Origin of the sequence: Picosynechococcus sp. NKBG042902 (assembly GCF_963864045.1) — a bacterium.
Taxonomy (GTDB): Bacteria; Cyanobacteriota; Cyanobacteriia; order Cyanobacteriales; family MRBY01; genus MRBY01.
Window position 1 is genome coordinate 1 of sequence record NZ_CAWLTV010000062.1, and the last position, 27,000, is coordinate 27,000.

The window sequence follows — 27,000 nt, forward strand, 5'->3', positions numbered from 1 at the left end:
TGGAAGTGGTGCAGTCGATTTTGAACCGCACGGAGTCCCGACAGGAATTGGCGATCGCCCGTCGCCCGGCCTTATATCACCAGGGAGCGATTGTTTCGACCATCGATCAGAATTTGGTGGGGGATCCGCTTGCCCTGCAAGCATTGGTGGATTTGCTCAATCAGCACCGTAAGGAAATTGCCTTTTGTATTGCCACTGGCCGGCGTTTGGATGCGGCCCTCAAGGTTTTGCGGGAACACAATATTCCCCAACCGGATGTGTTGATGACGAGCCTCGGCACAGAAATTTACTACGCCCCTCAATTGACGCCCGATCGAGCTTGGTCAAATCACATTAATTATCTTTGGAATCGTCAACGGGTGGTGGATCTTTTAGGGGATTTACCTGGGTTAGAGCTTCAACCTAAATTATTCCAAAGCACCTTTAAAATTAGCTATTTTTACGATCCGGCGATCGCCCCTAGTGTTGAAGAATTAAAACGCATTTTATTTAAAAATGATCAGACCGTAAATGTCATGTTTTCCTTTGGTCAATACCTTGATGTCGTGCCGATTCGCGCCTCAAAAGGTTACGGGTTACGCTGGTTTGCAGAACAGTGGGAAATTCCCCTCAACCGCATTCTAACGGTGGGTGGTTCCGGGGCCGATGAAGACATGATGTTAGGCAATAGTTTGTCTGTGGTCGTTAAAAATCGCCACCGGGAAGAGCTTTCGGATTTAAACAATATTCAACCAATTTATTTTTCTGAAAAAGAATTTGCGGCTGGCATTTTAGATGGTTTAGCCCACTACAATTTCTTAGAATTGTGTCGTGCGACGGGACAAAATCATGACTGATCGCTTGCTGTTATGTACTGATCTAGATCGCACTTTGATTCCCAATGGTGCCGCCCCAGAATCTCCCCAGGCAAGGGCTTATTTCCGTCAATTTGTTGCCCAGCCCCAAGTAACTTTAGCCTATGTCACGGGACGCCATTTAGCTTTAATTGATCAGGCGATTTTAGACTATCAACTGCCACACCCCCAATTTGCGATCGCCGATGTGGGTAGCAGTATTTATACTTGGCAAAATTCCCAATGGCATCGCTGGCAAATCTGGGATGAACACCTCGCGACGGACTGGCCAAAACAAGGGGCGATCGCCATCCATCACCGCCTTGCCAATCACCCGGCTCTCCAACTCCAGGAATCAGCCAAACAAAGCCACTATAAACTGAGCTATTATGTCGATCTTCAAGCAGATAGTCAACAATTATTAATTGAGATCCAAGCACTTTTAGAAAAACATAATTTTTCCACCCATTTAATCTGGAGCGTTGATGAAGAAAAGCAAATAGGCTTATTAGATATCTTGCCTTCCCAAGCGAATAAATATCAAGCTATTTCTTTTTTGATGGCTACCCAAAAATTTTCTTTAACCCAAACGATTTTTGCTGGGGATAGCGGCAATGATGAGGCAGTTTTAAGCAGTCCCATTCCTGCGGTGCTTGTGGCCAATGCCCCCCAAGAATTAAGAAAAAAGCTTCAAAATGCCCATGATCAAGCCTCACTTTATTTTGCTCAGGGTAATTGTTTAGGTATGAATGGCAATTATAGTGCTGGAATTTTAGAGGGCATTTTTTATTACTTTCCTGAATATCAACAATGGCTTAATTCCACCTAAGGAAACGTTTGACTATGGCAAAAAATATTGTAATTTTTGGTGAAGTGTTATGGGATATTTTTCCCGACAATGATAAAAAGCTGGGGGGCGCTCCCTTCAATGTGGCCTGGCATCTAAAGGCGTTTGGGGCCAATCCTTTGTTAATTTCTCGGATTGGTGCGGATGATCTTGGATTAGCAATTCAAACCAAAATGCAGGCTTGGCAGATGACCCTTGCTGGCCTCCAAATAGATGAAATTCATCCCACCGGAATCGTTAAAGTCACCCTTGAAAAGGGTCAACCCCAATATGAAATTACCGCCGACTGCGCCTATGATTTTATTGATAGTCAACAGTTTCCATCTTTAGGAGCTGATTTTTGGCTTTACCACGGTAGTCTAGCCCTAAGAAATGCAGTTTCTCAAGGCAGTTTCAGGGTACTTCAACAACAAGCAGACCAGATTTTTTTTGATGTTAATTTGCGCCAACCCTGGTGGACAGCAGCAATGATCAATTCTGCCCTAGCTGCTAGTCAATATGTGAAATTAAATACTGAAGAATTAACGTTATTAACGCCTGAATTTGCTTCGATTGACCTTGCGATTAATTATTTGTTGAGCCAGGATTCACTGCAACAAGTTATTTTAACGACGGGAGAAGCTGGCGCGAGTCTCTACACCCAAGGCGATCGCCAACAGATTTCACCTCAAAAAAATACCCCCGTGGTCGATACAGTCGGTGCTGGGGATGCCTTTTGTAGTGTCTGTTTACTGGGTCTGACATCGGATTGGCCCCCTTCTCTAACCCTAGAACGGGCGCAAGTCTTTGCCAGTGCCGTTGTGGGGATTCGGGGGGCTGTGAGTGAAGATCCCCACTTTTATCAACCCTTTATTCAGGCCTGGCGGTTATAATTCCCGGAAATAACCCAAGGTTCGTTTAATTTTTCTCGAACGATTTCCCATAAGCATCTTTGCTTTACTATAAATACGGTTAAATTTTTTAGACTTTAGGTTTCGGGCTATGTACGAACAGTTTTCCCATTCGATTTTAAATGAGATTCTGGATCAATTAAGGCCCGAACTCAAAGAACAAGAATTAAGTCATTTTTATACCCGTCTAGGTGCCAATTTCTACAGCCTTTTTGCCCTCTTTTATAAACTCTATGGTCGCCGCTCAGATTTTAAAGCGCAACTGCTAAGACTGGTCGAAGTAATGGCCTATCAATATATTGGGAGATCGCCAGAATTTAAGCAGACTGATCTAGCGCGGGAAAAAAACTTTAACTGGTTTCTGGAATCTCAATGGGTCGGCATGACTTTGTATGCCGATGGCTTTGCCGATGATCTCCAAGACCTCGGCGATCGCGTTGCCTATTTCAGCGAATTAGGGGTTAACTTCATCCACATTATGCCGATATTAGAGTGCCCTCGCCATGCCAGCGACGGTGGCTATGCCATCAGTAATTATCGACAAATCAACCCTAAAATTGGCACCCTCCAGGATCTACAACACCTCGTTGAAATCTTTCGCCAAAAGGAAATTTTATTGGCCCTTGATATTGTGATTAATCACACTTCAAATGAACATGAATGGGCGCAAAAAGCACGTAAAGGGGACAAAAAATATCAGAAATATTATTATATGTTCGACACGCGGGATATTCCCGACATGTTTGAAAAAAATCTTCCAGAAATTTTTCCAGAAACGGCTCCGGGTAATTTCACCTGGGATGAAGAATTACAAAAATGGGTGATGACTGTTTTTAACAATTACCAATGGGATCTTAATTATCAAAACCCGGCGGTGCTCATTGAAATGGTCGATATTATTCTTTTTTGGGCCAACCAAGGTGTTGATGTGCTGCGGCTCGATGCGGTCGCTTTTCTATGGAAAAAGATCGGCAGCCAGAGTCAAAACGAAAAAGAAGCCCACATGATTTTGCAGATCTTCAAAGACTGCTGCCAAATTACCGCCCCAGGGGTCATTTTCATTGCCGAGGCGATCGTTGCCCCTGTAGAAATTGTGCGGTATTTCGGAGAAGATGCGATCAACGCCAAAGAATGTGAAATTGCCTATAATGCCACGCTCATGGCCCTCCTGTGGGATGCCGCCGCCACCAAGAACGCCAAACTGTTAATCCAAGGACTCAAAAATATTCCAGCAAAGCTGGACCGCGCCACCTGGCTCAACTATATCCGCTGCCATGATGACATTGGTCTGGGGTTTACCGATGCAGATATTGCCCAGGCTGGCTATGACCCAAAATCCCACCGACGGTTTCTCATTGACTATTTTTGTGGCCAATTTGAAGGCACCGATGCGAGAGGTTTACTATTTGGTCAAAATTCTAAAAATGACGATGCCCGTATTTCTGGTACTTTAACGTCTTTAATGGGCTTAGAAACAGCTATTGAGGCCAACGACCAGCAAAAAATCGCGATTATTATCAAACATATTTTGTTACTCTACAGTATTATTTTTTCCTTTGGGGGCATTCCACTAATCTATTATGGCGATGAAATTGGCACTTTAAATGACTATTCCTACGTAGGAAATTTGAGTAAAGCTAATGATACCCGCTGGGCCCATCGACCGAAAATTAATTGGAAAAAAGCAGAACTACGACACATTGAAGGCACCATTGAACACCGTATTTTTTCTGCTTTACAACACCTGATCGCAGTACGTAAAGCAATTCCTGCCTTTGCTGATTTCAATAATCGTCAACTGTTATCCATTGATAATTCGCACCTATTTGGGTTTGTGCGCATTAGTCCCAATAAACGGGATCATATTTTAGTCATTGGAAATTTTTCACCGGAATACCAAAATTTAGATCTTAGTCACTTAGCCTGTCATCCTTTTGATTGCCATGACCAGGATTTATTGATTGATTTATACAGTCAAAATGCACCGGAAATTTTTGAAAAACAACTTGTGCTGGCACCGTTCCAGTTTTATTGGTTGAGTAAAATGCAGCCGAGTCTGACCACAACTTTGCTATAGGTTATTGCGCCAAGAACTAATTGAGAGAACCATTGGCTTTACTGCTACCGATGAGATAAAGCAACGCCATCCGCACAGCAACGCCATTGGTCACCTGCTCAGAAACAAGACTGAGGGCGGGATGATCCATCACATCGGAGGCGAGTTCCACGCCACGATTCACAGGCCCCGGATGGAGCACTTTAACATCTGGTTGACAAAATTTAAGGCGATCGCCTGTAATGCCAAACCGTTGATGATATTCCCGCAAACTGGGGAGGAGATGGGCGGTCATCCGCTCATGTTGCAGGCGGAGGGTCATCACAAAATCGGCGTCTTTGAGAGCAGGTTCAATGTCCCAGTGGAGCTTGAGGCTTCCCGCGGCGTCCGTGGCAAATTCCCGAAATCCTTCTGGGAGCAAAGTGGGCGGCGCGGCTAAGTGGACATCGGCCCCAGCGGTGGTCAAACTCCAAATATTCGAGCGGGCCACCCGGGAGTGCATAATATCCCCGACAATGGCAATTTTTTTGCCCCGCAAAAGTTCACACCGGGGATTTTCGGGATCGAGTCCCCGGCAAATGGTAAACAGATCCAATAGGGCTTGGGACGGGTGGGCGTGGAGTCCATCCCCCGCATTGAGAATACTGACGCCTGAATTTATCCGATCCATCTCGGCGGCGATCGCCTGGGGAACACCCGATTGCTGGTGGCGAATCACCATAATGTCTGCCCCCATGGCCAGATAAGTCTTCGCTGTATCCAAAATCGTTTCCCCCTTACTCAGGGACGAAGATCCCGGCGCAAAATTCATCACATCCGCCGAAAGCCGTTTCGCCGCCAACTCAAAACTACTCCGGGTACGGGTCGATGGCTCAAAAAACATATTTGTGACCACCTGCCCTTGCAGCGCAGGCACCTTCTTCATGCGACGAAATAAGACATCCCGTAAGCTAGTGGTCGTCTGCAGTACCGCATCCAGTTCCGTCACCGAAAAATCCATCAGTGACAGAATATGTCGCCTTGTCCAGATGGCCGTTGCCGTTGTCATAACTGTTCCCATTCACTATCAAGCCACAAAAAAAGAGGGCACTTTCTGTGACGCCCTCCCCATCTTAACCAATCAAATTAGGTGTCCTTACGCAGCATCCGTGTGGAAAAAGCTGAGGTGTAGCAAGTTCCGCTTCCAGGGGTGGGACTGGATTTCTCGCACAACCGCAGTGCCAGACCAATCGGGGGTTTTGACTTCAACTACGGTTTCGTTGGGGGTCACTTTTTTCAGCAACGTTAGGGCATCTTTGTAGTTCACCACAAAAACATCAGAATCAGCACCCTTATGGCCATAGAGGTTGACGGGTAGGAGGCCGTCACGGCGGAGTGCACGGGGGTTAACCCCTTCAGGGCGAGCTTGACATTCAATCGTTAAAGACATGGGAAATAACCTAAATAAATAGCGTTAGAAAATAAAAAGTTAAAAAATAGCAGGCTTAGCCGATGGGTTCACCGTTACGATCCAACAAAGCCCGTTTGGGGCCATGGATTGGGTCTTCGACGATGATCGTTTGTTCTCGACCTGCTCCTAGAGAAACAATGGCGATCGGCACGTCCATTAGTTCTGCTAGGAATTTCAAGTAGGCAAGCGCTTCCTTGGGCAACTCATCGAGGGAACGACAATCACTCGTGGGCTGTTTCCAGCCGGGCATTGTCTTGTAAATCGGCTGGCAACGAGCAAACAGATTAGCATTACTCGGGAAGTGTTCACAAGCTTCCCCGTCGATTTCGTAGGCCACACAGACCTTGATTTCGTCGAGGGAATCGAGCACATCTAGTTTAGTAATCGCTAGACAATCTAGGCCATTAATTCGTGCCGCGTAACGTCCAATAACGGCATCAAACCAGCCGCAGCGCCGCCGCCGTCCCGTGGTTGTCCCAAATTCTGCACCCACATGGCCAAGGAGTTCACCGATCTCGTCGTCGAGTTCTGTGGGGAACGGCCCTTCGCCAACCCTTGTGGTGTAAGCCTTAGCGACGCCAATCACGCGGTCAATGATGGTGGGGCCAATGCCAGCACCCACACAAGCCCCCCCAGCAATGGGGTTAGAGGAGGTGACGTAAGGATAGGTTCCGTGGTCAATATCGAGGAGTGTGCCCTGGGCGCCTTCAAAGAGGATATTTTTCTTCGCGTTGACGCCTTCAAAAACTTTAAGGGAACTGTCTACGACGTGGGGACGTAGCGCATCGGCATAGGCGCGATATTCTTCGATGACTTCTTGGGGATCTAGGGGAGGCAGATCGTAGAGTTTTTCGAGAATGACGTTTTTGTATTTGATCGCCCAAACAAATTTGTCTTGGGAGTTATCAAGATCCATGAGGTCTAGAACTCGTACTCCCGTCCGTTCGGACTTATCGGCATAGGTTGGGCCGATTCCCCGTCCGGTGGTGCCAATTTTGCGATCGCCGCGCATTTCTTCGGAGGCCCCATCGATTAAACGGTGGTAGGGCATCGTCACGTGGGCGGTTTGGGAGATAAACAGATTTTCCGTCGAAACATTCAGACGGTGGAGCTGATCAATTTCTTCGAGGAGGACTTTCGGGTCAATGACCGTCCCTGAGCCGATGATACATTCGGTATCTGGATATAAAATGCCGGAAGGGATTAGATGAAGCTTAAAAGTTTGTCCCTGCACAACGACGGTGTGTCCTGCATTCACGCCCCCTTGGGAGCGCACGACAACATCGGCGGATTTGCTCAGTAAATCCGTGATCTTTCCTTTTCCTTCGTCACCCCATTGGGCACCAATGACAACTACGTTAGCCAAGGGTTTGTCTACTCTAATTCACACAAACTTCAATTATTGTGACTTTGGCGATCTTGTGTCAAGCTTTTTAAAAAAGTTTTCTAAGGGAAGTCATGGAAAATATCAACAAAATCCCAGTGGTGATCAACGGTGCCGGTGGCAAAATGGGCCGGGAAGTGGTCAAAGCAGTGGCTGGGGCAGCGGATCTAGAAATTGTCGCTGCTGTGGATAAAAATCCGGCGCTCCTCGGTCAGGATGCAGGGGAAGTTGCGGGCTGTGGTGCGATTGAAGTGCCCATTGTGAATGATTTAGAGGCTTCCCTGGTCATGGCGACCCAGAGCAAAATCCAAGGGGTGATGGTGGACTTTACCCATCCCAGTGGGGTTTATGCGAATACGCGCGCGGCGATCGCCTATGGGGTGCGTCCTGTTGTGGGAACCACAGGATTAAGCGCAGAACAAATCAATGACCTCAAGGAATTTGCCGAAAAAGCCAGCACCGGAGCATTGATTATTCCCAACTTTTCCATTGGCGTCGTCCTCATGCAACAGGCTTCATTACAGGCCGCTAAATATTTTGATCACGTCGAAATCATCGAGCTACACCACAACCAAAAAGCCGATGCCCCCAGTGGCACTGCGATTAAAACGGCGCAGATGTTGGCGGAACTCGGCAAGCAATTCAATCCCGCTGAAGTAGAAGAAAAAGAAGAGATGCCCGGTGCAAAGGGAGCTGTCACCGAAGATAATATCCGCATCCATAGCGTTCGGTTGCCTGGTCTAATCGCCCACCAGGAAATGATTTTCGGTGCTCCTGGTCAAATCTATACCCTACGCCACGACACCAGCGATCGCTCCTGTTATATGCCCGGTGTACTGCTCTCGATTCGTAAAGTGACTGAGTTAAATACCCTTGTTTACGGCTTAGAAAATATCCTGTAGTACTTGCCAAAATTATGGCTAAATCCGCCGATATTGGCAGTAAACGTCTCATTAGTCTTAACCCTGATGCCTGGGTGCAGTGGGTCATGGGGGATCAAACGCTCCAGGCCCAGGAACTTATCGATCCCCAATTCCAGTGGGTCAGCCGGGATAGCGATGTGCTGTTGCGCGTGACCTGTCCCCAGGATGGCGATTTTCTGCTGCTCAACGAATTGCAGTTGCGTTATACCGCCCAGATGCCCCGTCGGATGACGGTCTATGCAGCCTTAGCGCGGGAAAAATTCAACTTGCCCGTTTACCCAGTACTGATCAATATTCTGCCCCCGGCAAGCAAACCCCAGATTCCGACTTCCTACCAAGCGGTGTTTAAAGGGTTACAAACGAGGCAGGACTATCAGGTGATTAATCTTTGGGAGGTGGAAGCTAATTTGGTTTTGGCCCAATCCCTAACCTCATTGTTGCCCTTTGTTCCGATTCTTGCCGGGGGGAATGATGAAAGCTTAATTCGAGAGGCGGTTCACCAACTCCGTCAAGAAGAACGACTCGATGAATTGGAGCCGCTGTTGGCCTTTTTTGCTAGCTTTGTATTGGATCTGCCCCTTGTTCAACAAATTATGAGGTGGGATATGACTGTACTTCGGGAATCGCCTTGGTATAACGAAATTCTTAGTCGAGGTCAGCGTCGAGGTCAGCGAGAAAAAGAAATTTCAGTTGTACTTCGTCTTTTACAAAGGAATTTTTCGGTGGAGGAAATTGCCGAGATTGTCGATGATTCTGTTGAAGCGGTGACCAAAATCATTCAGGATCATCAAGGGCGATCGCCACAAGAGGGCACCCAAGATTAACCAATGCTCATTCCCATTACCCAAGAGAAATTTGAACAACTGATTCCCCTGGTCGCCAGCGCCGAGCAATACCAATACTACTGGGGGAAAACCGAAGATTTTTTACGACGCGCCCTAATCTCCTTTATTTTGGTGGTCTTGTTTTATTTACTGGGCCTCTTGCTGCGAGAAACCGATTCCCTGCGGCTCCTGACCCAAATCATTGGTGGTTTGTATTGGTTTTGGTCGCCCATCTACTCAGCCAGTCTGAAAAACGCAGAATATCGGCGGCAAGCCTACTGTTTTTTTTGGCGGGGCAAGATTCTCGATGTTTACCTCACCGAAGAAATTGTCCGTACCCAGGAAGAAGTCGATAAACTTGGCCGTTTGTTGCGGGTCGAAAATCGAGAACGCCGCATTAACTTAGAAGTCGGTGACAAAGAAGGCTATTTGGCCCGCATTCAAGCCCCAGTCGCCCCCATCCATCGCAACCTCAAACCAGGCCAAGCCGTTGAACTGTTGGTGTTATCGAATCAGCGCAATCTCGGCCCCAAACTAAAGGTGACGGATGCCTATGTACCTCGACTGAATCTTTGGGTGGGGCTATATCCCTATTTGCGACGGGATGTGTTTTGGGATGTGCGGGAACAACTGCGGGTACGCTACAGCAAAAATCCCAATAATCCTCCCCCAAGACCCTATCCAAAACGGCCTACAACTCGTTTTTCAAGAAACTATTAAATAAGTATTAATTCAGTGTGCCTATCTATAAAAACAACTTTCATAATAGTCGGGGAAAATTATTTAGTTTCTGGGTTTATAAACAGAACATTTTGTCTGTTCAGTTTGTGAAAGATCTTGAGAAAGTTGTGTATTTTGAAAAATAGCTCCCTCATAATTTGGGCTAATACTAACAGCATCGACAACATTGATCGGTGTATTTGCCAAATATAATGGATCAGGTATTCCATAGCTTGAAGTAAATCTTACATGGTTAAGATCGGCATTCGTCAAATTAGCATTTTTGAAATCAACTCCGACTAAATTAGCTTCTTCAAGATTTGAATAGGTTAAATCTGCTTCCTCCAATTTAGTCGTTTTCAAATACGCACCACTACTAATCAGATTTTTAAAACCTATTATCCTCTGACTCCGACTTAATTGATTCAAAGGAACTCCATGGCTTATGCTTATAATCGACTGCAGCATCTTAACCCTTTCTGGTTCCGATGAACCTGGTATATCTAACTGCGATTGAAGTTCGGCTTTTTGTAAGCTTGCACCAATTAAAATAGCTTTCTTAAGATTGGCACCTTTGAGTTTGGCCTCTCTCAGATCAGAATGCGTTAAATCCGCTCCCTCGAGATTTGCAGAAGATAAGCAAGCTTTATAAAGAATAGCGTTTTTTAAATTTGCACCAGTTAGATTTACATTAGTTAGATTTGAGCCAGTTAAATCTGCTCCTTCAAGATTAATGTTAGTCAGGTTAAAGGCTAGGTTGTTACTCTTATCAAATAGAGATATACCGCTTAACGAGACCTTCTCTTTAACTAAGAATTCTAAGGCCTCAATTCTTGCATAGCTCATCTCCATATTACTTGCATAGGAGTTGTCAATGACTTGCCAGGCTTCATATATAGACTGACGTTTTCTATCAGAAGTCTCACAAATATAAAGAATGGCAGCAGAAGTAATAGCTATAGCTTCTAACTGTCCTAGAAAAATCTCTACTAATCTCCAATCAAATGGAGCACTAACATCAAATGTACTGGGATTTTTCCTCCAGTCTTCATCTGAATGCAAAGCAAGCAGAAAAATAATAAAAGTTGTTGAACAAATAATAAATAAACGATTTTTAACAATTTTAAAAAACAAGTTCATGAATACTATAAGTTTCCTTTGCGATTTACGCAAGTTAAGGTTTATTGACCGCCCCGACTGATGCGTAATTTTTAAACGACTCAAGAAAGCTCTTGGTACAGATTGTGGGTCTGGATATATTCAGTAACAGCGGGAATAACTGTCTTTTGTTTGCCTTCACTGCGATATTCACTGGAAGAAACCGAGGGTGGCACATAGGTCGCTGTTTCCCAGGAACCCTTGAGGGCTTCTAGTTGTTGGAGTGCTTCTGGTTGGAGAGGGTAGCCCCGGCGGGGAAAGATGAGGAGAGTAACTTGTCGGAGGAGATCCTTGGCCCGGTACCAACGGGGAATTTGACTGACTAGATCAGAGCCAATTACCAGAAAAAATGCTGTTTCTTGACCCCAAATAGTCTGGGCGCGCTGGAGAGTATGTAAACTGCGGCGATCGCTGAGGCGTTCATCCACCAGAACATTGTCGCAACCTAAATCTTCGATCACCAACTGCAACATCGCCGACCGTTGAGCCAAGGATGCCCCATGTTTTTTAAAGGGATTATCGGCAGCCCAAACCGCCACTTGATCGTAATGTTCACTGAGCCAGCGGAGGATCGCTTGGTGGCCCACCGTAGGTGGATCAGCACTGGTACCAAAGAGGGCAACGCGTGTCATGGAAACAGACATTGGTGTGACATGATGGGAGGTTAGGTTGTTCTGAGAAGTTTATATGAATTTACCCACTTGGATCACGGTTTCTCGATTGGCGGGTGTGCCTTTCCTCTTATTTCTGTTAGAAAATCCGACGCCGAGACTACGCCTCATTGCCCTAATTATTTTTCTCGTCGTGGCCCTGACCGATTGGCTGGATGGCTATTTAGCCCGCAAACTGGATCAGGTGACAGATTTAGGCAAATTTCTTGATCCCCTCGTGGATAAACTGCTAGTCACAGCGCCGCTATTATCTTTGGTTCATCTACAACAAATTCCTGCTTGGGGTGTTTTCTTGATTTTGGCGCGGGAACTGACCATTGCTGGTTGGCGCGTCACCGGGGAAAAGAAAATTCAGGGGGCAAATCTCTGGGGAAAAGCGAAAACAGTGACCCAAATTGCGGCGATCGCCTTGTTAATTTACCCAATTACCGCCCAAGGGGAAATATTGGCTTTCGGTTTATTCTGGCTGGCTGTCGCTCTGACCTTGATTTCCGGCCTGATTTACTTGCTGCCCCACACCCCAGATCGCGCTCAGGAGTAACCAAGTAAATAGATTTAAACGCAAATCGAGCACCGTCACATCAAGGGTATTAAACAAAACATAACCGCCAAAGGCCATCAGATAACTAAATAGGAGGAGGCGATTGCCCCGATCAGATAACCTGCGCCAGGCCAACACTCCCTGGGCATAGAGCCAGCCAATAGTACCGATCAGTAAAGCCGCGAAGGGAATGCCAATTTCAGAAGTGAGCATCAGATAAAAATTGTGGGGGTGGCCCAGCCAACGGTTCATCGCCACTTCGTAGCTGGGGGTAAAACTGCGGATGCCCCACCCCGTCAAAGGCCGCTGACGAATCATGTCTAGGACAAACTGCCATTGGGTAATGCGGAGATCTTCGATGGCACGGCCACGGTGCATTTGATCCGATAAACGTCCCCAAAAATAGTAAGGCACAATCTGACGCAGGGGATCCCGCCAGGGGGTTTGGCCAAAAGATGCGCCGAGAATGGCGGTACCGAAGCCCGTTGCAAAGCCACAAATCCACCACCAGCCCACATAAATGGCATAGATAAACAGCCCTAAAAAGGCGATCGCCCAGACATTCCGGGAATTCGTCAAAATCAGGGCAACACCATCGAGGAGTAGGGTCACGGTGAGATAGAGAAAAATTCGGGACTGCCGTAACTTTCCCCAAGCGAAATCCCGCAACCACAGCCCCACCCCCAATAAAAAAGCCATCAGCAGATAGGCGGCGCAAATGTTGGCATACATAAACGTGGAGGACAACCGCGTGGGGGGATTTCCTTCCCCTGTCAAACCCCAGCCAAACAGTTGCCAAATCAGAGGGGGCGTCCGCCAGCCAAACCAAAGCTCCCCTAAACCTAAAACGGCGATCGCCAAAGAAGGAGCCACAATCAGCCACGCCAAGCGCTCCAAACGTTCCAGGGTATTGAAGAGGGTCGAGAAAGCGAGAAAAACTAGGAAAAATGGGACAAAGTTAGCAACCCCCAACAAAGATTCCAAAGGATAGGGGGCGATCGCCGTTACTCCAAATAGCCAAATTGAAATGGCCCCAAAAATCCAAGTTAACGGTTGCTGCCATAGCTGTCGTCCAGCCTGTTTTAACAACATAATCATTTGAATCCCCAGACAAGCAACCCCCCAGCCAGGGGCGATCGGCAGGAGAACCATCCCCAGTTCTGTTAGGGGTGGTAAATATTCTAAAGTTGAGGCTGACGAATGTTTGATCATACCGAGGGGAAGGGAGCCACAGCTTTCAAATCCTACCGCACCACCCCACCCTTCTTGGATTGCTGGAGATTCTAACCGCCCCAAATGCCCCAACTGGTCAAGCCCACGAGACCCAAGCCCAAAGCCCACCAGAGAAACTGATTATCCTGGGTTTCGATTTGGGATAGATCTTCCAAATCCTCGATGGCAAGTGCTTTGGTTTCCATTTTTTTCTTGCCTTCGACATAGAGCGATTTTGCCGGATCAAGATTATCCAAGCTGGGGATTTCCGTGAGCCACTCTTTAGGCCGTTCGAGTTTGGGGGCTTCGAGAATATACAGTTGCCGCTGGGCCCGTTGGCTAGTGCTAGTAAAGGGATGGGTCATCAGTTCACGGCAGAGGGCGATCGCCTTTTCCCCTTGATTGTTCGCCTGGTACGCACTGACAAGCCAGAGTTGCACTTCCCCAGATTCGCGGGAATAGGGAGGTAGATTTGCAACGGTGCGCTGGAAATAGTCGATGCTTTGGCGATATTCCCCCTGAAGAAAAGCATCCTTGCCAGTTTCAAACAAAATTTGCGTCGTGGTATCCATCAAAAAAAACGGTGGCGCTGGAGAGCAGAATTTATTTTTGCTAGCCTACAAAATTTTGCGGCCCGTCAACATTTGGCGCACCTCTAACATCGCTGAATAGGTGGGCAGGATATGGAGGGTTTGCTCGGCTGGACTAAGGGCGATCGCCTGGTCGAGGGCTTTTGTTAAATCCGGTTCCACAATTAATTCGGCTTCCCCTTCGCAATAGCACAGCCGCAGGGCCATGTCGTAGGTGCGATCGCCGCTGATGATAATTTTGCCGGGGGATTGGGTGAGCTTTTCGAGATCCACATCCCAAATCCAGGACACATCGGTGCCGTCGGGGGTGCGGTCGTTAAGCACGACGAGGACGGTGCTCGTTTTCCCTTGCTGCTGTAAATCAGTGACGGCGCGGACTGTTTCGTTCATGCCCACGGGATTTTTTGACAACAGAATCCGCACCGGTTTTCCTTGGACGGTTAATTCTTCCGCCCGACCAAAGGCTGCTTTAAACGACTGAATCTGCTCGTTGATGATGTCCCGGTGAATGCCCAGGGTTTCCGCCAAGAGAGCGGCAGCAAGGGTATTGTATTTGTTGTAAACGCCGATGAGGATTTGACCCCAGTCTGGACTATGGATATCTAAGGGATTTTTGGCAAAGCCGCAACTATCACAGTGGTAATCGCCGAGGTGAGAGAGGTAAACGCCTTTGTAGGTGAGAGGTGCACCGCAGCGGGGACAATAAATGGAATCGACAGCGTGGGGGATGGCCTCTAGGTATAGGTCTGGTTCATTAAGGCCAAAAAATTTCACCGTTTGGCTGAGGTTTTGCCCCAGATCATTGAGGGTCGGGTCGTCGCCATTGACGATAATCGTGGTTTCCGGCGGGAGGGGGGCGATCGCCTGTTGCCAACGCTGACTAATGGTATCGACTTCGCCGTAACGGTCGAGTTGGTCACGGAATAAATTGAGGGCGAGGATATGGGTCGGGGAGCAGGTTTTGAGGAGGATCGGAATAATATTTTCATCCACTTCTAGGATCGCGTAGTCAATGTCGAGCTGGCCAAAAAGATTCGCGTGTTCCAGGAGGGCCGTCGTTAAACCATTGATCAAATTTGCCCCGGTAGCATTGTGGGCGAGCTTATAGCCCTGGGCTGTGAGGATTGCTTTGATTAAGAGTGAAGTCGTGGTTTTACCATTTGTGCCCACCACCAAAATGACGCCTTTTTTCGCCTGTTGGAACAGATCCGGCAGAATCTCTGGAAAAATGCGTCGGGCGATCGCCCCCGGTAAGACACTACCCGCACTGAGCTTGAGGCCCCGTACCAGCGCTGTAATTGTTTTGCCTAAACCACAGGCGATCGCCAACCGTACACTGCGCAAAATAGCCATTTCCTTCGGCTGTCTCCCAGACTGTCTAAGTCCTTAAACATAACAGAACTTGCAGTCCCTGCCTATCTCTGGGCGAGGTTCCATTGACAACTAACCAACGGCCTGGGGTAAACCTTGCCAGCCCCCATGGGCATTGGGTGAGTGATAGGTCAAATTAGCCAGCACCGGACGATCAATTCCCGGTAAATACGCTAAATTTTCTGGCTCGAGCAGCACATTCCGCAGGTCTGCCCCTTCTAATTTTGCCCCGACGAGCTTTGCTCCCCGCAGATCTGCCTCGACTAAACAGGCGAGCTTTAGATTGGCTTCGACGAGATTACTCCCCTGGAGATTCGCCTGCCGGAGATTAGCGCCATAAAGTTTCGCCCCTGAAAAATTTAGCCCTGCTAAATCCATGCCCAGCAAATTCACATCCCGTAAAAAAGCGCGGCTAAAATTGCCATGGTGTAAATTAGCGTGCTGGAGATCCGCATGGCCGAGGCGTGCTTCCTGGGCATTGACCCAAGCTAAATTTGCCTGATTTAAGTTTGCCTGGCGTAGGTTCACCCGGGCGAGATTCGCGCCGCACAGATTAGCCCGCCGGAGATTCCCACCCCGTAGATTGGTATGGTCTAGGCTGGCTCCACACAAACGCGCTTCGACCAATTGAGCGTTGACCATAAAAGCCCCGTCTAAGGTCGCTTTCGTTAAATCTGCACCAACAAGCTGGGCATCGTTTAGTTTGGCATGGGCGAGGTTTGCCCAATTTAATGCCGCCCCAGACAAATCTGCTTTTAGTAAAAATGTTCGACTCAGATTCGCACCCATGAGGTTAGCCCCTTGAAAGTTGACGCCAATTAATGCCTCACCCCGGAGATCGGCTCCCTGCAGATTAATCCCGGCAAAGTTTCGTTCCCCATGTTCGTAGGCGCGTAGTAATTGTTGAACATTCATGGATTTCGACCCACAAAACAAAAAATAGCGCTAATTCCATGCCATGACTGGACAGAATCACGGTGATGGGCTGCTATTTCAATTCACGTTTATTCTATATCTTAAAAAATTCTTAAAAGGGAATCTCCGGGGCGATCGCCAAAAAAATTCACGAAGATTTTGGGAAACTTAATAACTTTCTCTGGGGTTGGAAATGCCTTAAAAACTGAGATCTACTGTTACATTTCTTCTTAAAGAAATATTGATTTTTCACTAAGCAAAAGTCATCAACAAGCCTTGAAAAATCGTTTTTTAGCTGGGTTTAACTGTAAAGAGATAAAGCCTTTTGTGATTTCTGGGAGGAGAATTAATCGCCCCTCCATCGGAACGTCACGCAGCATTTTTCTGAGAAAATAAGTGGCAAGCGTAATATATCGCAACGGCGACTAACGCACCATTGCGATCCTGATCAGAACTAATTTAATTAATTACGAGAAAGAGTCCAGGCTTTTAAAAAGATACCCTTGACGCTTCATCTCAAAAAATCTAAGGAAGGGCAGGCTCAAATTCAATGCGTTCGGCATGGCCCCAGAAGGCTTCGAGGTTATAAAATTCCCGTTCCTGGGGCAGGAAGATGTGTACAATCACTTCGCCATAATCTTGGAGAATCCACATCCCTTCGCTTTTGCCCTCCATCCGTAGGGGCACTTTGCCATATTTTGTTTCTAATCTTTCTTCGATGGCATCGGCGATCGCCCGCACCTGAGTCCGCGAGAATCCTGTCACCACAACGAAAAAATCCGCCAGATAGGAAATTTGATCTACCTTCAAAATCGTAATATCTTCGGCTTTCCGGTCATCGGCCGCAGCCGCGATATCCCAGACTAAACGTCCATTTTCATGGGCTTCAAGGGTTTTCGGTAGAGTCATTAACGGTTCTGTTGTGAATATCAATAGAGCAAAAATAATTGTTCTTCTAGCTTACCGTGGAATCTCCCCCACAGCACCCCAGGGAGAACAAAGGCACTTTCCCTCGATTGTGCAAAATATCTTGCCGTTGATCGATCAAACTAAATATTCCTATGTTATGATGCAGCAGTTGAGAATAGTTCTTAATTGATTGGCGATCGCCTCTGGGAATTGTCTCAAGGCCCTGCCATTAGAGTCACCGTTAAACCCCCATGAATGATTCCCCCATCCTACGTGTCGAAAGTCTTTGTAAACGTTTCAGTGCCCAAGATCTACCAGCGGTCAAAGATATTCAGTTTCAACTCAAACAGGGGGAAATTCTCGGACTTTTAGGGCCTTCCGGTTGCGGTAAAACGACGTTACTGCGCTTAATCGCCGGGTTTGAGCAGCCCAGCGCAGGACAAATTATTCTCAACGGCGTACCCGTTAGTACCCCAGAAAATTGCCTTCCCCCAGAGCGGCGGAATACCGGGATGGTTTTCCAAGACTACGCCCTGTTCCCCCACCTCACCATCGCCGATAACATTGCCTTTGGGTTGCGCCACCGTGAACGCAAATTTTCCCGCCAGGAAATTCGCCAACGAATTCAGGAAATTTTGCATTTAGTGGGACTTGCGGGCCTAGAAAAGCGCTATCCCCACGAGCTATCTGGGGGGCAACAGCAACGGATCGCCCTTGCCCGCGCCCTGGCGCCCCGTCCTTCGTTGATTTTGTTAGATGAACCCCTGAGTAATTTGGATGTGCAGGTGCGCCATCACCTCCGCCATGAGATTCGCCAAATTATTAAAGCGGCGGGAATTTCGGCGATTTTTGTCACCCACGACCAAGAGGAAGCGCTGGCCATTTCGGATCGTATTGCGGTGATGCGCCAGGGGAATTTAGAGCAGTTGGGCACACCGGAGGAAATTTATACCCGCCCGGCCTCTCGGTTTGTGGCGGAATTTGTCACCCATGCGAATTTTCTACCAGCCCAGTGGATTGGTGGGGTTTGGCGCACGGAGATCGGTGAATTTAAAGTGGCGATCGCCCCCCCAGAACAGGCCGCCGAGGGAGAATTAATGGTGCGGGAGGAGGAATTGGAATTGATTCCCCAGCCAGAATCCCCGGTAATTGTGAAGGAGCGGCAATTTTTGGGCCGGGAATACCGCTATTGTCTCCAGACAGATTCGGGGAAATGTCTCCATGCCCGCATGGGAGTCAACCAATTGGTTCCCGTCGGGTCGCGGGTCAAAATTAAGATCCAATCGGCGACCCCCCAAGTATTTGCCGCGTCCTAAAAATTTGGGCTAGAGCTTAAAAGAATAAAGAATTTCCCCATCAGGCGATCGCCGGGTCGTGCCATTAAATTCCTTGGCCCTGGCATCGAGATATTTTTGTGCTTCTTTGCCGGAAAGCTGGGTACTTTGAGCGAAACGAAGCACCGTCACTTCGCCATTGGTCTCACTGAGGGTTTGGTAGAAATTTTGCCGCAGCCAGTCGGAGTCAAACTTTTCCTTCCGTACTTGGCGATTTAACCGCCACAGCATAAATGAGCCTGTTCCAGTAAAGGGAACCCCGAAAATAATAAAAGCGGCGATCGCCCCTTCGCGGTCCTCCTGGGAGACATTTTCATTGACTCCTTCCACAAGACCATAGATCGCAATCGGCAGCCCCATAATTAGCAAAGACACCCCGATAAACCGTTGCACGGCACGGAACAGAAACTTCGCCCAGTGGGTTTTTGGGGGAGCGGCGAGGGGCGCTTGTCCTTGAATGTTTTGACCCAAGCCACCACTCACCACCGTTGCGGGCACTGCTGCTTCCTGCAAATTCGTTTTTTGGAGATTAATGGCTGGCTTGGCGATGGGTTGGGCGGCCCCCGTCAGGGATTGGAGAGCGGCTTTTACGGCCATGGCCGATGGGTAACGACTGCGGAAATCGAAACAAATCATTTGGTCTAGGATCGCCGCAAATTCTGGGCTAACCTGGGCATCTTGACGCCAAAGAATCTCTGCAGTTTGGGGATCTTCGTAGAGCTCGTCGCCACTACGATAACCCATGGGAGGGAGCTTCCCGGTCAGGGCCTGGATAATAATCAAGCCTGTGGCGTAAATATCACTACTGAGTTTGGGTTTGCCCCGGCCTTGCTCGTTGGCCATATAGCCAGGGGTGCCAATGATGGTGCCGACACGGGTTTGACCCTGGGCATTAATTTGGGTGCCTGCCAGTTCTTTCACAGCGCCGAAATCGATCAGAACAATTTTGCCGTCCTGTTTCCGCCGAATCAGGTTTGCGGGTTTAATATCCCGGTGAATTACGTTCTGGCTATGGATAAAACTGAGGGGTTCGAGGATACTTTTTAACAGGGCGATCGCATAGGCTTCACTGAGTTTTTTACCAACGGTGATTTCCCGTTCGAGGCTATGGCCTTCAACAAAATCCTGAACCAGGAAAAATTCTTGATTGATTTCAAAATAGGCGAGCAAGTGGGGAATTTGATCATGATCGCCCAGGCGATTGAGCAGTTGGGCTTCCGCTTCAAAAAGCCGCCGCGCTACCTTCAGGGCTTCGGGATCAGAAAAACTGGGTTTAAACTGCTTAACGACACAGGGCTTGTTGAATTGTTTGATGTCCTCGGCGATAAAAGTTTGCCCAAAGCCCCCCGCCGCTAAGGATTTGACGATGCGATAGCGGCCATCGAGTAACTGCCCAATCATAATCTCTGTAACGCTTGGCTCACACCTAAACTGATGTTCCCATTATGGAACAGGTTCGGCGAAAACATTTAGCCAATCAGGAATTGGGCGTGATGTCGGACATGGTCAAGCATAAAAGTGGCAATGAAAAAATAGCTGTGGTCATAGCCGTCTTGGTAGCGGAGGGTGAGGGGTTGACCGACTTTTTCACAGGCGATCGCCAATTTTTCTGTCAGTAATTGTTTCTCCAAAAAACCATCGGCGCTGCCTTGATCCACCAGGATTGGGTACTTTAATGGGCCATTTTTTTGTAAGAGAGCCGTCGCATCATAATTTTCCCAGAGGGTTTTATCCGTGCCCAGATAAGCAGTAAACGCTTTTTCTCCCCAGGGGCACTGGCTCGGCGCAACAATCGGCGCAAAGGCAGACACCGACTGGTAGAAATCAGGCTGCCGGAGAGCACAAATTAAAGCTCCATGACCCCCCATGGAATGGCCAAAAATTCCCCGTTTCGCCGTCACGGAAAAGTTCGCTTCGATGAGTTTGGGCAGTTCCTCGGTGATGTAACTGTACATTTGGTAATGGTTTGCCCAGGGCTGTTGGGTTGCATCCACATAGAAACCGGCGCCACTGCCAAGATCCCAATCTTTATCCTCGTCGGCGATGCCCGTATTGCGGGGGCTGGTGTCGGGGGCCACGAGCATTAAGCCATAGTCTGCGGCATATTTTTGGGCGCCCGCCTTCGTGGTGAAATTTTCCTCAGTACAGGTCAAACCTGATAAGTAATAGAGGGTTGGTACGGGTCGAGTTTCGGCTTGGGGCGGCACAAATACCGCAAAATTCATCGGCAAACCGCACGCCTCAGAATCGTGCTGGTAATACTGCACTTTGCCGCCAAAACAGAGGGTTTCTTTCGTTAAAACAAGGTTTGTCATCATTAATTTGATCGTGCTATGGGGGCTTACCATGGTAAACCCCTACCAATTTTGATGACCTAAAAGGTGACCACGCTGCGGATAGATTCTCCGGCGTGCATCAGGTCAAAGGCTTCATTAATCCTTTCAAGGGGCATGGTGTGGGTAATCAGATCGTCGATGTTGATCTTGCCTTCCATGTACCAATCGACAATTTTCGGCACATCGGTGCGGCCCCTCGCGCCCCCGAAGGCGGTTCCTTTCCAAACACGCCCCGTCACCAACTGGAAGGGTCGGGTACTAATTTCTTGGCCTGCGCCTGCTACCCCAACGATGGTAGAAACACCCCAACCTTTGTGGCAGCTTTCCAACGCCTGGCGCATCACCTCCACATTGCCAATACATTCAAAGGTGTAGTCCGCACCGCCTTTTGTTAAATCCACTAAATAGGGCACGAGATCACCCTCGACTTCCTTGGGGTTGACGAAATGGGTCATACCAAATTTTTCGGCGATCGCCTTTTTATCATCGTTAATATCGACGCCGACAATCATATCTGCCCCCACCATGCGACAGCCTTGGATCACGTTCAGGCCAATGCCCCCCAAGCCGAAGACAATTACCTTTGACCCCACTTCAACTTTCGCCGTATTGATCACCGCCCCGATCCCCGTGGTGACACCGCAGCCGATGTAGCAAACCTTATCAAAAGGGGCATCTTCGCGGATTTTTGCCAGGGAAATTTCTGGCACCACGGTGTAGTTAGCAAAGGTGGAGGTACCCATGTAGTGAAACAGCGGCTCACCATTAATCGAAAAACGTCCGGTACCATCGGGCATCACACCCCGGCCTTGGGTGAGTCGGATCGCCTGACAGAGATTTGTTTTAAAACTGAGGCAATATTCGCACTCGCGGCATTCTGGCACATAGAGGGGAATAACGTGATCGCCCGGCTTTAGGCTTTTGACCCCAGGCCCCACTTCAACCACAACCCCAGCCCCCTCATGGCCCAGGATCGCCGGGAATAGCCCCTCTGGATCAGCCCCAGATAAAGTGTAGGCATCGGTATGACAAACCCCCGTCGCCTTGATTTCTACCAGCACTTCTCCAGCTTTGGGGGGTTCGAGTTGGACAGTTTCTACTTTGAGGGGTTCTTTTGCTGCATAGGCGATCGCCGCTTTCACATCCATGGGGTCAATCCTTAAATTTTGGTTTTAGTCGTTACTATTCTAAAGACAAATACCGGGGGGACAGATTTTTGCTAAATCTAGGGTTCATCGGCAAACATAAGGCTTTTAAAATACGAGGCGACAACATTGCGATCGCCACAGGGCCTGCACCAACAAATCCAACCGCACAGGCTTGGTAATGTAATCATCCATCCCAACCTCCAAACAAGCCAACCGATCATGCTGCATAGCATTGGCCGTCAGCGCAATAACATAGGGATGTGGCTCCAAATTTAGTTTAAGTAATGCTTTGGTTGCGTCTAAGCCGTCCATTTCAGGCATCTGAATATCCATCAAAATCACATCATAAATTTGCTTTTTAACTGCCTCTAGGACTTCTAAACCATTACTCACAATGTCCACCTGATAACCCAAATTCTTTAGGATTTTTGCGACAACCTTTTGGTTCGTTAAATTATCTTCCGCCAAGAGGATCTTCAGGGGCAGTTTCGTCGCCAACTCTCGATCAAAAACAAACAAAGGATTTTGCTTTTTTTCAAGGGAGTCACTAGGTTTATTGACAATTTGAGTACAGATCATAAACTCGAATTTACTGCCGACGCCCGGCTGACTCGTCACCGAAATTTTGCCGCCCATCATCCGGACAATTTCTTGACTAATGGCGAGACCTAAACCAGTTCCTTGGGTTTTAAATTTGGCTTTACCGGTTTGTTCAAAAGGCAGAAAAATTAAGTTGAGTTTATCAGGCTCGATACCAATCCCAGAGTCTTCAACTTCAAAATTGAGCAATGTATAGGTCTCACTCAAATCGGGAAAAGAATGAAGTTTTAAACGAAAAATAATCTGGCCTTTCTCTGTAAATTTCGCCGCATTATGCAAGAGATTTAACAATACTTGCTTAAGCTTTTTTTCATCAATGCTTACCACTGCTGGCAACTTGGGGGGGAATTCACAAATGAATTCAATGGCATCGGTATTGATTTGCGCTTGAATAATGCCCTTAATCCCTTGGAGAAATTTGGGAAAATCTACTTCTTGAAAATGAAGCTCGACTCTTCCCGCTTCAATGCGAGAAATATCTAAAATATCTTCAATGAGATGGAGTAGGTGAATCCCTGAGTCACTGATGGTTTGTAAATCTCCCCGTTCGTATTCATCTAAATTATCAGAATCTTTGAGCAGTTCCACTAACCCTAAAATGGCGTTTAAAGGGGTGCGCAACTCATGGCTCATACTAGACAGAAACCGCGTTTTGGTGCGATTCGCATTTTCTGCTGCTTGTTTGGCTTCGATGAGCTCTAAGTTTTGTTGCTCTAATAAAAAGGCATTTTCTTTCAGGATTATTTTGCTTTGTTCAAGTTGTGATGATTTTTCTTGGAGGTGGAGTTTAGATTGGCGCAAGTTGTTAAAGGCTTCTTTTTTTCTCGTAAAGTCGCCATTAAGCTCAAATTAGTCACCACGATTACCACGGTGAATAACTGCAAGCGTAGTAAAGATTCGTTAATATCTTCACTGGCAAAGGAACCCAGTCCCCGCACAGTGCCGAGTGCCGCTAACATTGTCACGAGGGAAATAAGATTTGTCGCGCCAAATTGACCAAAACGAATCACGGCCCACACCAGACAGGGAATGAGCATATATTCCAAATGGAGATCTTGAGAAAAGGAAATATAACTAATCAACAAAATAATTGTAAGTAGGCTCAGGGCCTCAACAAATCTTGTTTCAAGCAATAATTTCCAGGCAAGTTTAACGGGCTTTTTAGACTGTTTGTTAAAAGTGAAAATTGCTTTTTGAATGAGACGATTTAAAGTTTGTGGTTGAAATAACTCATACCAACTAATTAGGGCCGGGGTAAAAATGTAGATTCCAGAAACGTTAGAAATCCACCAAGTTAACCAAGATGCTCCAAAGTTTGCCCAAGTGACTGTATTGCCGATGGCAAGGGCAAAAACTCCGGCTGTGGCATTGATTGCCGGGGTTAAAATACCGATAAATAGAAGAAACTTGCAGAGATCGTCAAGCTTTTTGAGGGGATTTTTGCGCTGAATTTTGGTATCTAGTAAGTACTTTCCCAAGCCCATACCGCTTGTGGTGCCTAGGGCGATCGCCAATACCTGCACAATTGAAGTGAGGGCTTGATTGAGATTTCCCCCCTGAAAAAAAGCCCAAATATTCGCTAAAAAAGAGCCAAGAAATACCCCTGGCAATACTTGATAGCCATAGATGAATGTTGCTGCCAGGGCAATGCCATCGGGGGGCCATATAGGGGTAACGGATTGGGGGGTCGAAGCAACCTGGCGAGAAATTTCTGCGGTCCCGTAATAGGCTAAGGCAAGCAAAATAATGAGGATAAACCGTCGAGATAGTTTCAAGGGCGGTTGCGGGAAATGGAACATGACGATCCTGATGGAGCTTGGACAGATTTTGGCAGGTGAATCACAATGGGTAGCTGTAATTTAAATTGGGAAATGTCAACTGGCACAAAGAGCTCTAAGGAACTAAGTCCTACTATTCTATTATTGTCGAAAAACCACAACTACCCAAGCATACAATTTTGCTTGAGCGTGCCCTAGCTCCCTAAAATTTTCTCGGACATCGTTTGCTTGTAGGCCAGGGGCAAACCTGTAACAATAAGTAGGCAATTTGGCTGCATTTGTTGAAATCCCCTATGTATCCTTCCTTTTTACCGCCTCTGGTTAATCAGCTTACGGAACTTGATGCGATTCGCCTCGCCCAGCAGCTCCAACAGGTGGCGATCGCCACTCCGCTTCAGACAAATCCCATCTTGACGAGCTTTGTCCAACAGGGCAGCGGCGACCAAGACATTCTCCTCATCCATGGCTTTGATAGCTCAGTTTTAGAATACCGCTATCTTTTACCCAAATTAGCCCAGCAGCATCCTGTTTGGGCCGTGGATTTGCTCAGTTTCGGTTTTACGGAGCGACCAGAACAGCTTCCCTTTACCCCAGAAACCATCAAAACCCACCTCTACCAGTTTTGGCAACAGCAAATTAATCGCCCGGTAGTGATTGTTGGTGCCTCCATGGGTGGGGCGGTGGCCCTCGATTTTGCCCTGAGCTACCCCGACGCGGTCAAGCAAATTGTCCTCTTAGATAGTGCTGGTCTGGCCCCAAAACCCCTCAGCCGCTTTGCAATGGTACCGCCTTTGGATCGGTGGGCTACACAATTTTTAGGGAGCATGAATATCCGCCGAAAGATTTGCCAGAATGCCTATTTCGATAAAACAAAAGTCACAACAGATGCGGTGCTCTGTGGCGCGATGCATGTCCAGTGCGATCGCTGGCAGGAAGCCTTGATTCAATTTACAAAAGGCGGTGGCTATGGCTCTTTTTATCCCAAATTGAAGCAGATCCAGCAACCCACCTTAATTCTCTGGGGTGAACAAGACCGAATCCTTGGCACAAAAGCAGCCCATCGCTTTCAACAGGGCTTACCCAATAGCACCCTCCACTGGATTCCCAATTGTGGCCACCTCCCCCATGTGGAGCAAACAACCCTCGTCGCCGAACACATTCTTCGCTTTTGCCAAACTTTAATCCCAATCACATCTAATCATTAGCTTGAATCCTTGAGTTGATAGGAAATATTTTTTAATAAACTCAAGATGATATTTTTTGATTTTAATTAACTGGTGGAAGCCGAAATATTGTTTTTACTGTTATTGAACATTGGCAATCTCACAGTAAAAGTCGTTCCTTTATTGATTCGGCTGGACACATGAATATTGCCTCCAAGGAGATCCACAAACTGTTTAACGATACTTAGCCCTAGTCCTGTACCAGGAATATTACTGGTATTACAACCCCGATGAAACGGTTCAAAAAGATATTTTCGATCTTTTAAGGCAATGCCAATCCCTTCATCTTGGACTTTGATAATTAGTATTTGTTTCCACTTTCTTAAGCTCAAAGTAATTGCGCCACTCGCGTGGGTATAGCGAATCGCATTGGCAAGTAAATTTCCTAAAATTGAATAGAGTAAGCGTTCGTCAAGCTCAGTGATAATCGAATGGCTGGGGCAAATCAATTTAATGGGATCAGACTGACGAATAAATTCTCCTTCCTCTAATAACCGACGGCAAAATGCCACTACATCAACTTTTGTTCGGTTAACTTCTAGAACTTTGGCTTCAATCCTACCAATCACTAAAATATCGTCAATGATTTGAGTCATGCGCTCAACATTCGCATTAATACTGGAAAGATAACCTGCTTTTTCTGCTAAGGAAAGATGGGTGTCATAACGTTTCAGGGAAGAAACAGACAGGGTGATGTTATTAAGGGGATTACGAAATTCATGACAAACCATGGTGATGAAGCGTGAACGCATTTCGCTAAGTTCCCTTAGCTGTTGATTTGCCCGTTGCAACTTTTGGGTCCGCTCTTGAATTTTTTGCTCTAAATCTTCATTGGCCTGTTCAAGAATTTTTTCTGCCCAACGTCGCTGACTAATATCTTGAAATGTGACAACCGCCCCAATTAAAGTGCCATCTTCATCTTTCATGGGGGTGCTGATATATTCCACCGGAAAACTGGTGCCATCTTTGCGCCAAAATACATCGGAAATCACGCGATGGGTACTACCATCTTTGAGGGCGGCATAAATTGGGCAATCTTCACGGGGATAGGGCGAACCATCCACATGGGAGTGGTGCAATACCGTATGCATTGACTTGCCGACCAACTCTGTCACTGGCCAGTCAATCATCTTGGCGGCAGCGGGATTAATAAAGGTCACATTGCCATCTAAATCAAGGCCATAAACCCCTTCGCCAACGGCATTTAAAATGAGTTGGTGCTGGCGACGGAGCTGTTTTAATTCTTGGGCAAATGGTTTAGACAAGAAACGTTATTATCCTCGACAT

At 47.3% G+C, this 27,000-nt stretch carries 26 protein-coding genes; 10 read left to right on the top strand and 16 right to left on the bottom strand.

What is annotated here, in order from left to right; genetic code table 11:
• The 4 genes from AACR41_RS04565 to AACR41_RS04580 all read left to right on the top strand — a co-directional run.
• Window positions 1-836: HAD family hydrolase (locus AACR41_RS04565; protein ID WP_030007529.1), on the top strand; the 836-nt coding region annotated here is incomplete at its 5' end.
• A complete protein-coding gene (locus AACR41_RS04570) occupies window positions 829-1,662 on the top strand; it encodes an HAD-IIB family hydrolase (RefSeq protein WP_030007530.1) in 834 nt (277 codons plus the stop codon). The genes AACR41_RS04565 and AACR41_RS04570, both read left to right, overlap by 8 nt.
• 14 nt (window positions 1,663-1,676) lie before the next feature.
• Window positions 1,677-2,552 (top strand): carbohydrate kinase family protein, encoded by an 876-nt coding sequence (locus AACR41_RS04575; protein WP_030007531.1) that lies wholly within the window; start codon window positions 1,677-1,679, stop codon window positions 2,550-2,552.
• Between the two features lie 109 nt (window positions 2,553-2,661).
• The gene (locus tag AACR41_RS04580) at window positions 2,662-4,647 is read left to right on the top strand and encodes an alpha-amylase family glycosyl hydrolase (RefSeq protein ID WP_030007532.1); all 1,986 of its coding nucleotides are present in this window, start codon (window positions 2,662-2,664) and stop codon (window positions 4,645-4,647) included.
• A 16-nt stretch (window positions 4,648-4,663) separates the two neighbouring features.
• Here the strand turns inward: AACR41_RS04580 and AACR41_RS04585 are convergent, their stop codons facing one another.
• From AACR41_RS04585 to AACR41_RS04595, 3 genes are all read right to left on the bottom strand, one after another.
• On the bottom strand, window positions 4,664-5,674 hold the full coding sequence (locus AACR41_RS04585) for an aspartate carbamoyltransferase catalytic subunit (RefSeq protein ID WP_030007533.1): 1,011 nt from the start codon (window positions 5,672-5,674) through the stop codon (window positions 4,664-4,666).
• 87 nt (window positions 5,675-5,761) lie between these two features.
• Window positions 5,762-6,055: a 50S ribosomal protein L25 gene (gene rplY, locus AACR41_RS04590; RefSeq protein WP_012306511.1), complete on the bottom strand. Its 294-nt coding sequence runs from the start codon at window positions 6,053-6,055 to the stop codon at window positions 5,762-5,764.
• A 55-nt stretch (window positions 6,056-6,110) separates the two neighbouring features.
• Window positions 6,111-7,442 (bottom strand): adenylosuccinate synthase, encoded by a 1,332-nt coding sequence (locus AACR41_RS04595; RefSeq protein WP_012306510.1) that lies wholly within the window; start codon window positions 7,440-7,442, stop codon window positions 6,111-6,113.
• Window positions 7,443-7,534: 92 nt separating this feature from the next.
• Between AACR41_RS04595 and dapB the strand changes: the two genes are divergently transcribed.
• The 3 genes from dapB to AACR41_RS04610 are packed head-to-tail and all read left to right on the top strand — an operon-like array spanning window position 7,535 to window position 9,927.
• The gene (gene dapB / locus AACR41_RS04600) at window positions 7,535-8,362 is read left to right on the top strand and encodes a 4-hydroxy-tetrahydrodipicolinate reductase (protein WP_030007534.1); all 828 of its coding nucleotides are present in this window, start codon (window positions 7,535-7,537) and stop codon (window positions 8,360-8,362) included.
• A gap of 14 nt (window positions 8,363-8,376) precedes the next feature.
• The gene (locus tag AACR41_RS04605; protein WP_030007535.1) at window positions 8,377-9,207 is read left to right on the top strand and encodes a transposase; all 831 of its coding nucleotides are present in this window, start codon (window positions 8,377-8,379) and stop codon (window positions 9,205-9,207) included.
• Window positions 9,208-9,210: 3 nt separating this feature from the next.
• Window positions 9,211-9,927: a hypothetical protein gene (locus tag AACR41_RS04610; protein WP_030007536.1), complete on the top strand. Its 717-nt coding sequence runs from the start codon at window positions 9,211-9,213 to the stop codon at window positions 9,925-9,927.
• A gap of 63 nt (window positions 9,928-9,990) precedes the next feature.
• On the opposite strand, the gene AACR41_RS04615 is transcribed toward AACR41_RS04610, so the two are convergent.
• Together AACR41_RS04615 and AACR41_RS04620 are read right to left on the bottom strand one after the other, a co-directional pair.
• A complete protein-coding gene (locus AACR41_RS04615) occupies window positions 9,991-11,067 on the bottom strand; it encodes a pentapeptide repeat-containing protein (protein WP_052349688.1) in 1,077 nt (358 codons plus the stop codon).
• Between the two features lie 80 nt (window positions 11,068-11,147).
• Entirely contained in the window at window positions 11,148-11,717 is a 570-nt protein-coding gene (locus AACR41_RS04620) for a nicotinate-nucleotide adenylyltransferase (RefSeq protein WP_030007538.1), read from the bottom strand.
• A 55-nt stretch (window positions 11,718-11,772) separates the two neighbouring features.
• On the opposite strand from AACR41_RS04620, the gene pgsA reads away from it, so the two are divergent.
• Window positions 11,773-12,297, top strand: coding sequence for a CDP-diacylglycerol--glycerol-3-phosphate 3-phosphatidyltransferase (pgsA, locus tag AACR41_RS04625; protein ID WP_030007539.1), 525 nt, complete (start codon window positions 11,773-11,775; stop codon window positions 12,295-12,297).
• Here pgsA and AACR41_RS04630 read toward each other — a convergent pair.
• The 5 genes from AACR41_RS04630 to rsfS all read right to left on the bottom strand — a co-directional run bounded on the left by AACR41_RS04630 (window position 12,214) and on the right by rsfS (window position 17,294).
• The gene (locus AACR41_RS04630) at window positions 12,214-13,593 is read right to left on the bottom strand and encodes an O-antigen ligase family protein (protein WP_223209939.1); all 1,380 of its coding nucleotides are present in this window, start codon (window positions 13,591-13,593) and stop codon (window positions 12,214-12,216) included. The two genes, pgsA and AACR41_RS04630, sit on opposite strands and share 84 nt — an antisense overlap.
• On the bottom strand, window positions 13,581-14,081 hold the full coding sequence (locus AACR41_RS04635) for a hypothetical protein (RefSeq protein ID WP_030007541.1): 501 nt from the start codon (window positions 14,079-14,081) through the stop codon (window positions 13,581-13,583). The genes AACR41_RS04630 and AACR41_RS04635 overlap by 13 nt, the downstream gene beginning before the upstream one ends.
• A gap of 45 nt (window positions 14,082-14,126) precedes the next feature.
• Entirely contained in the window at window positions 14,127-15,452 is a 1,326-nt protein-coding gene (locus AACR41_RS04640; RefSeq protein WP_030007542.1) for a Mur ligase family protein, read from the bottom strand.
• A 90-nt stretch (window positions 15,453-15,542) separates the two neighbouring features.
• Window positions 15,543-16,385, bottom strand: coding sequence for a pentapeptide repeat-containing protein (locus AACR41_RS04645; protein ID WP_030007543.1), 843 nt, complete (start codon window positions 16,383-16,385; stop codon window positions 15,543-15,545).
• A gap of 525 nt (window positions 16,386-16,910) precedes the next feature.
• Window positions 16,911-17,294 (bottom strand): ribosome silencing factor, encoded by a 384-nt coding sequence (gene rsfS / locus AACR41_RS04650; RefSeq protein WP_045442200.1) that lies wholly within the window; start codon window positions 17,292-17,294, stop codon window positions 16,911-16,913.
• Between the two features lie 251 nt (window positions 17,295-17,545).
• Between rsfS and AACR41_RS04655 the strand changes: the two genes are divergently transcribed.
• Window positions 17,546-18,610: an ABC transporter ATP-binding protein gene (locus AACR41_RS04655; RefSeq protein ID WP_030007545.1), complete on the top strand. Its 1,065-nt coding sequence runs from the start codon at window positions 17,546-17,548 to the stop codon at window positions 18,608-18,610.
• A gap of 9 nt (window positions 18,611-18,619) precedes the next feature.
• Here the strand turns inward: AACR41_RS04655 and AACR41_RS04660 are convergent, their stop codons facing one another.
• From AACR41_RS04660 to AACR41_RS04680, 5 genes are all read right to left on the bottom strand, one after another.
• Window positions 18,620-20,029 (bottom strand): serine/threonine-protein kinase, encoded by a 1,410-nt coding sequence (locus tag AACR41_RS04660; protein ID WP_030007546.1) that lies wholly within the window; start codon window positions 20,027-20,029, stop codon window positions 18,620-18,622.
• Between the two features lie 68 nt (window positions 20,030-20,097).
• Window positions 20,098-20,976, bottom strand: coding sequence for an S-formylglutathione hydrolase (gene fghA, locus AACR41_RS04665; protein WP_315862038.1), 879 nt, complete (start codon window positions 20,974-20,976; stop codon window positions 20,098-20,100).
• Between the two features lie 26 nt (window positions 20,977-21,002).
• The gene (locus AACR41_RS04670) at window positions 21,003-22,112 is read right to left on the bottom strand and encodes an S-(hydroxymethyl)glutathione dehydrogenase/class III alcohol dehydrogenase (protein WP_030007548.1); all 1,110 of its coding nucleotides are present in this window, start codon (window positions 22,110-22,112) and stop codon (window positions 21,003-21,005) included.
• Between the two features lie 105 nt (window positions 22,113-22,217).
• Window positions 22,218-23,513: a response regulator gene (locus tag AACR41_RS04675; RefSeq protein WP_052349689.1), complete on the bottom strand. Its 1,296-nt coding sequence runs from the start codon at window positions 23,511-23,513 to the stop codon at window positions 22,218-22,220.
• On the bottom strand, window positions 23,453-24,511 hold the full coding sequence (locus tag AACR41_RS04680) for an MASE1 domain-containing protein (protein ID WP_052349690.1): 1,059 nt from the start codon (window positions 24,509-24,511) through the stop codon (window positions 23,453-23,455). Before AACR41_RS04680 ends, AACR41_RS04675 begins: the two co-directional genes overlap by 61 nt.
• Before the next feature lie 272 nt (window positions 24,512-24,783).
• On the opposite strand from AACR41_RS04680, the gene AACR41_RS04685 reads away from it, so the two are divergent.
• Window positions 24,784-25,695 carry an alpha/beta fold hydrolase gene (locus AACR41_RS04685; protein ID WP_045442203.1) on the top strand — a complete coding sequence of 304 codons (912 nt, stop codon included), beginning with the start codon at window positions 24,784-24,786 and terminating at the stop codon, window positions 25,693-25,695.
• Window positions 25,696-25,760: 65 nt separating this feature from the next.
• Here the strand turns inward: AACR41_RS04685 and AACR41_RS04690 are convergent, their stop codons facing one another.
• Window positions 25,761-26,978, bottom strand: a complete 1,218-nt coding sequence (locus AACR41_RS04690) for a PAS domain-containing sensor histidine kinase (protein ID WP_030007550.1) — start codon at window positions 26,976-26,978, stop codon at window positions 25,761-25,763.
• Window positions 26,979-27,000 lie beyond the last annotated feature (22 nt).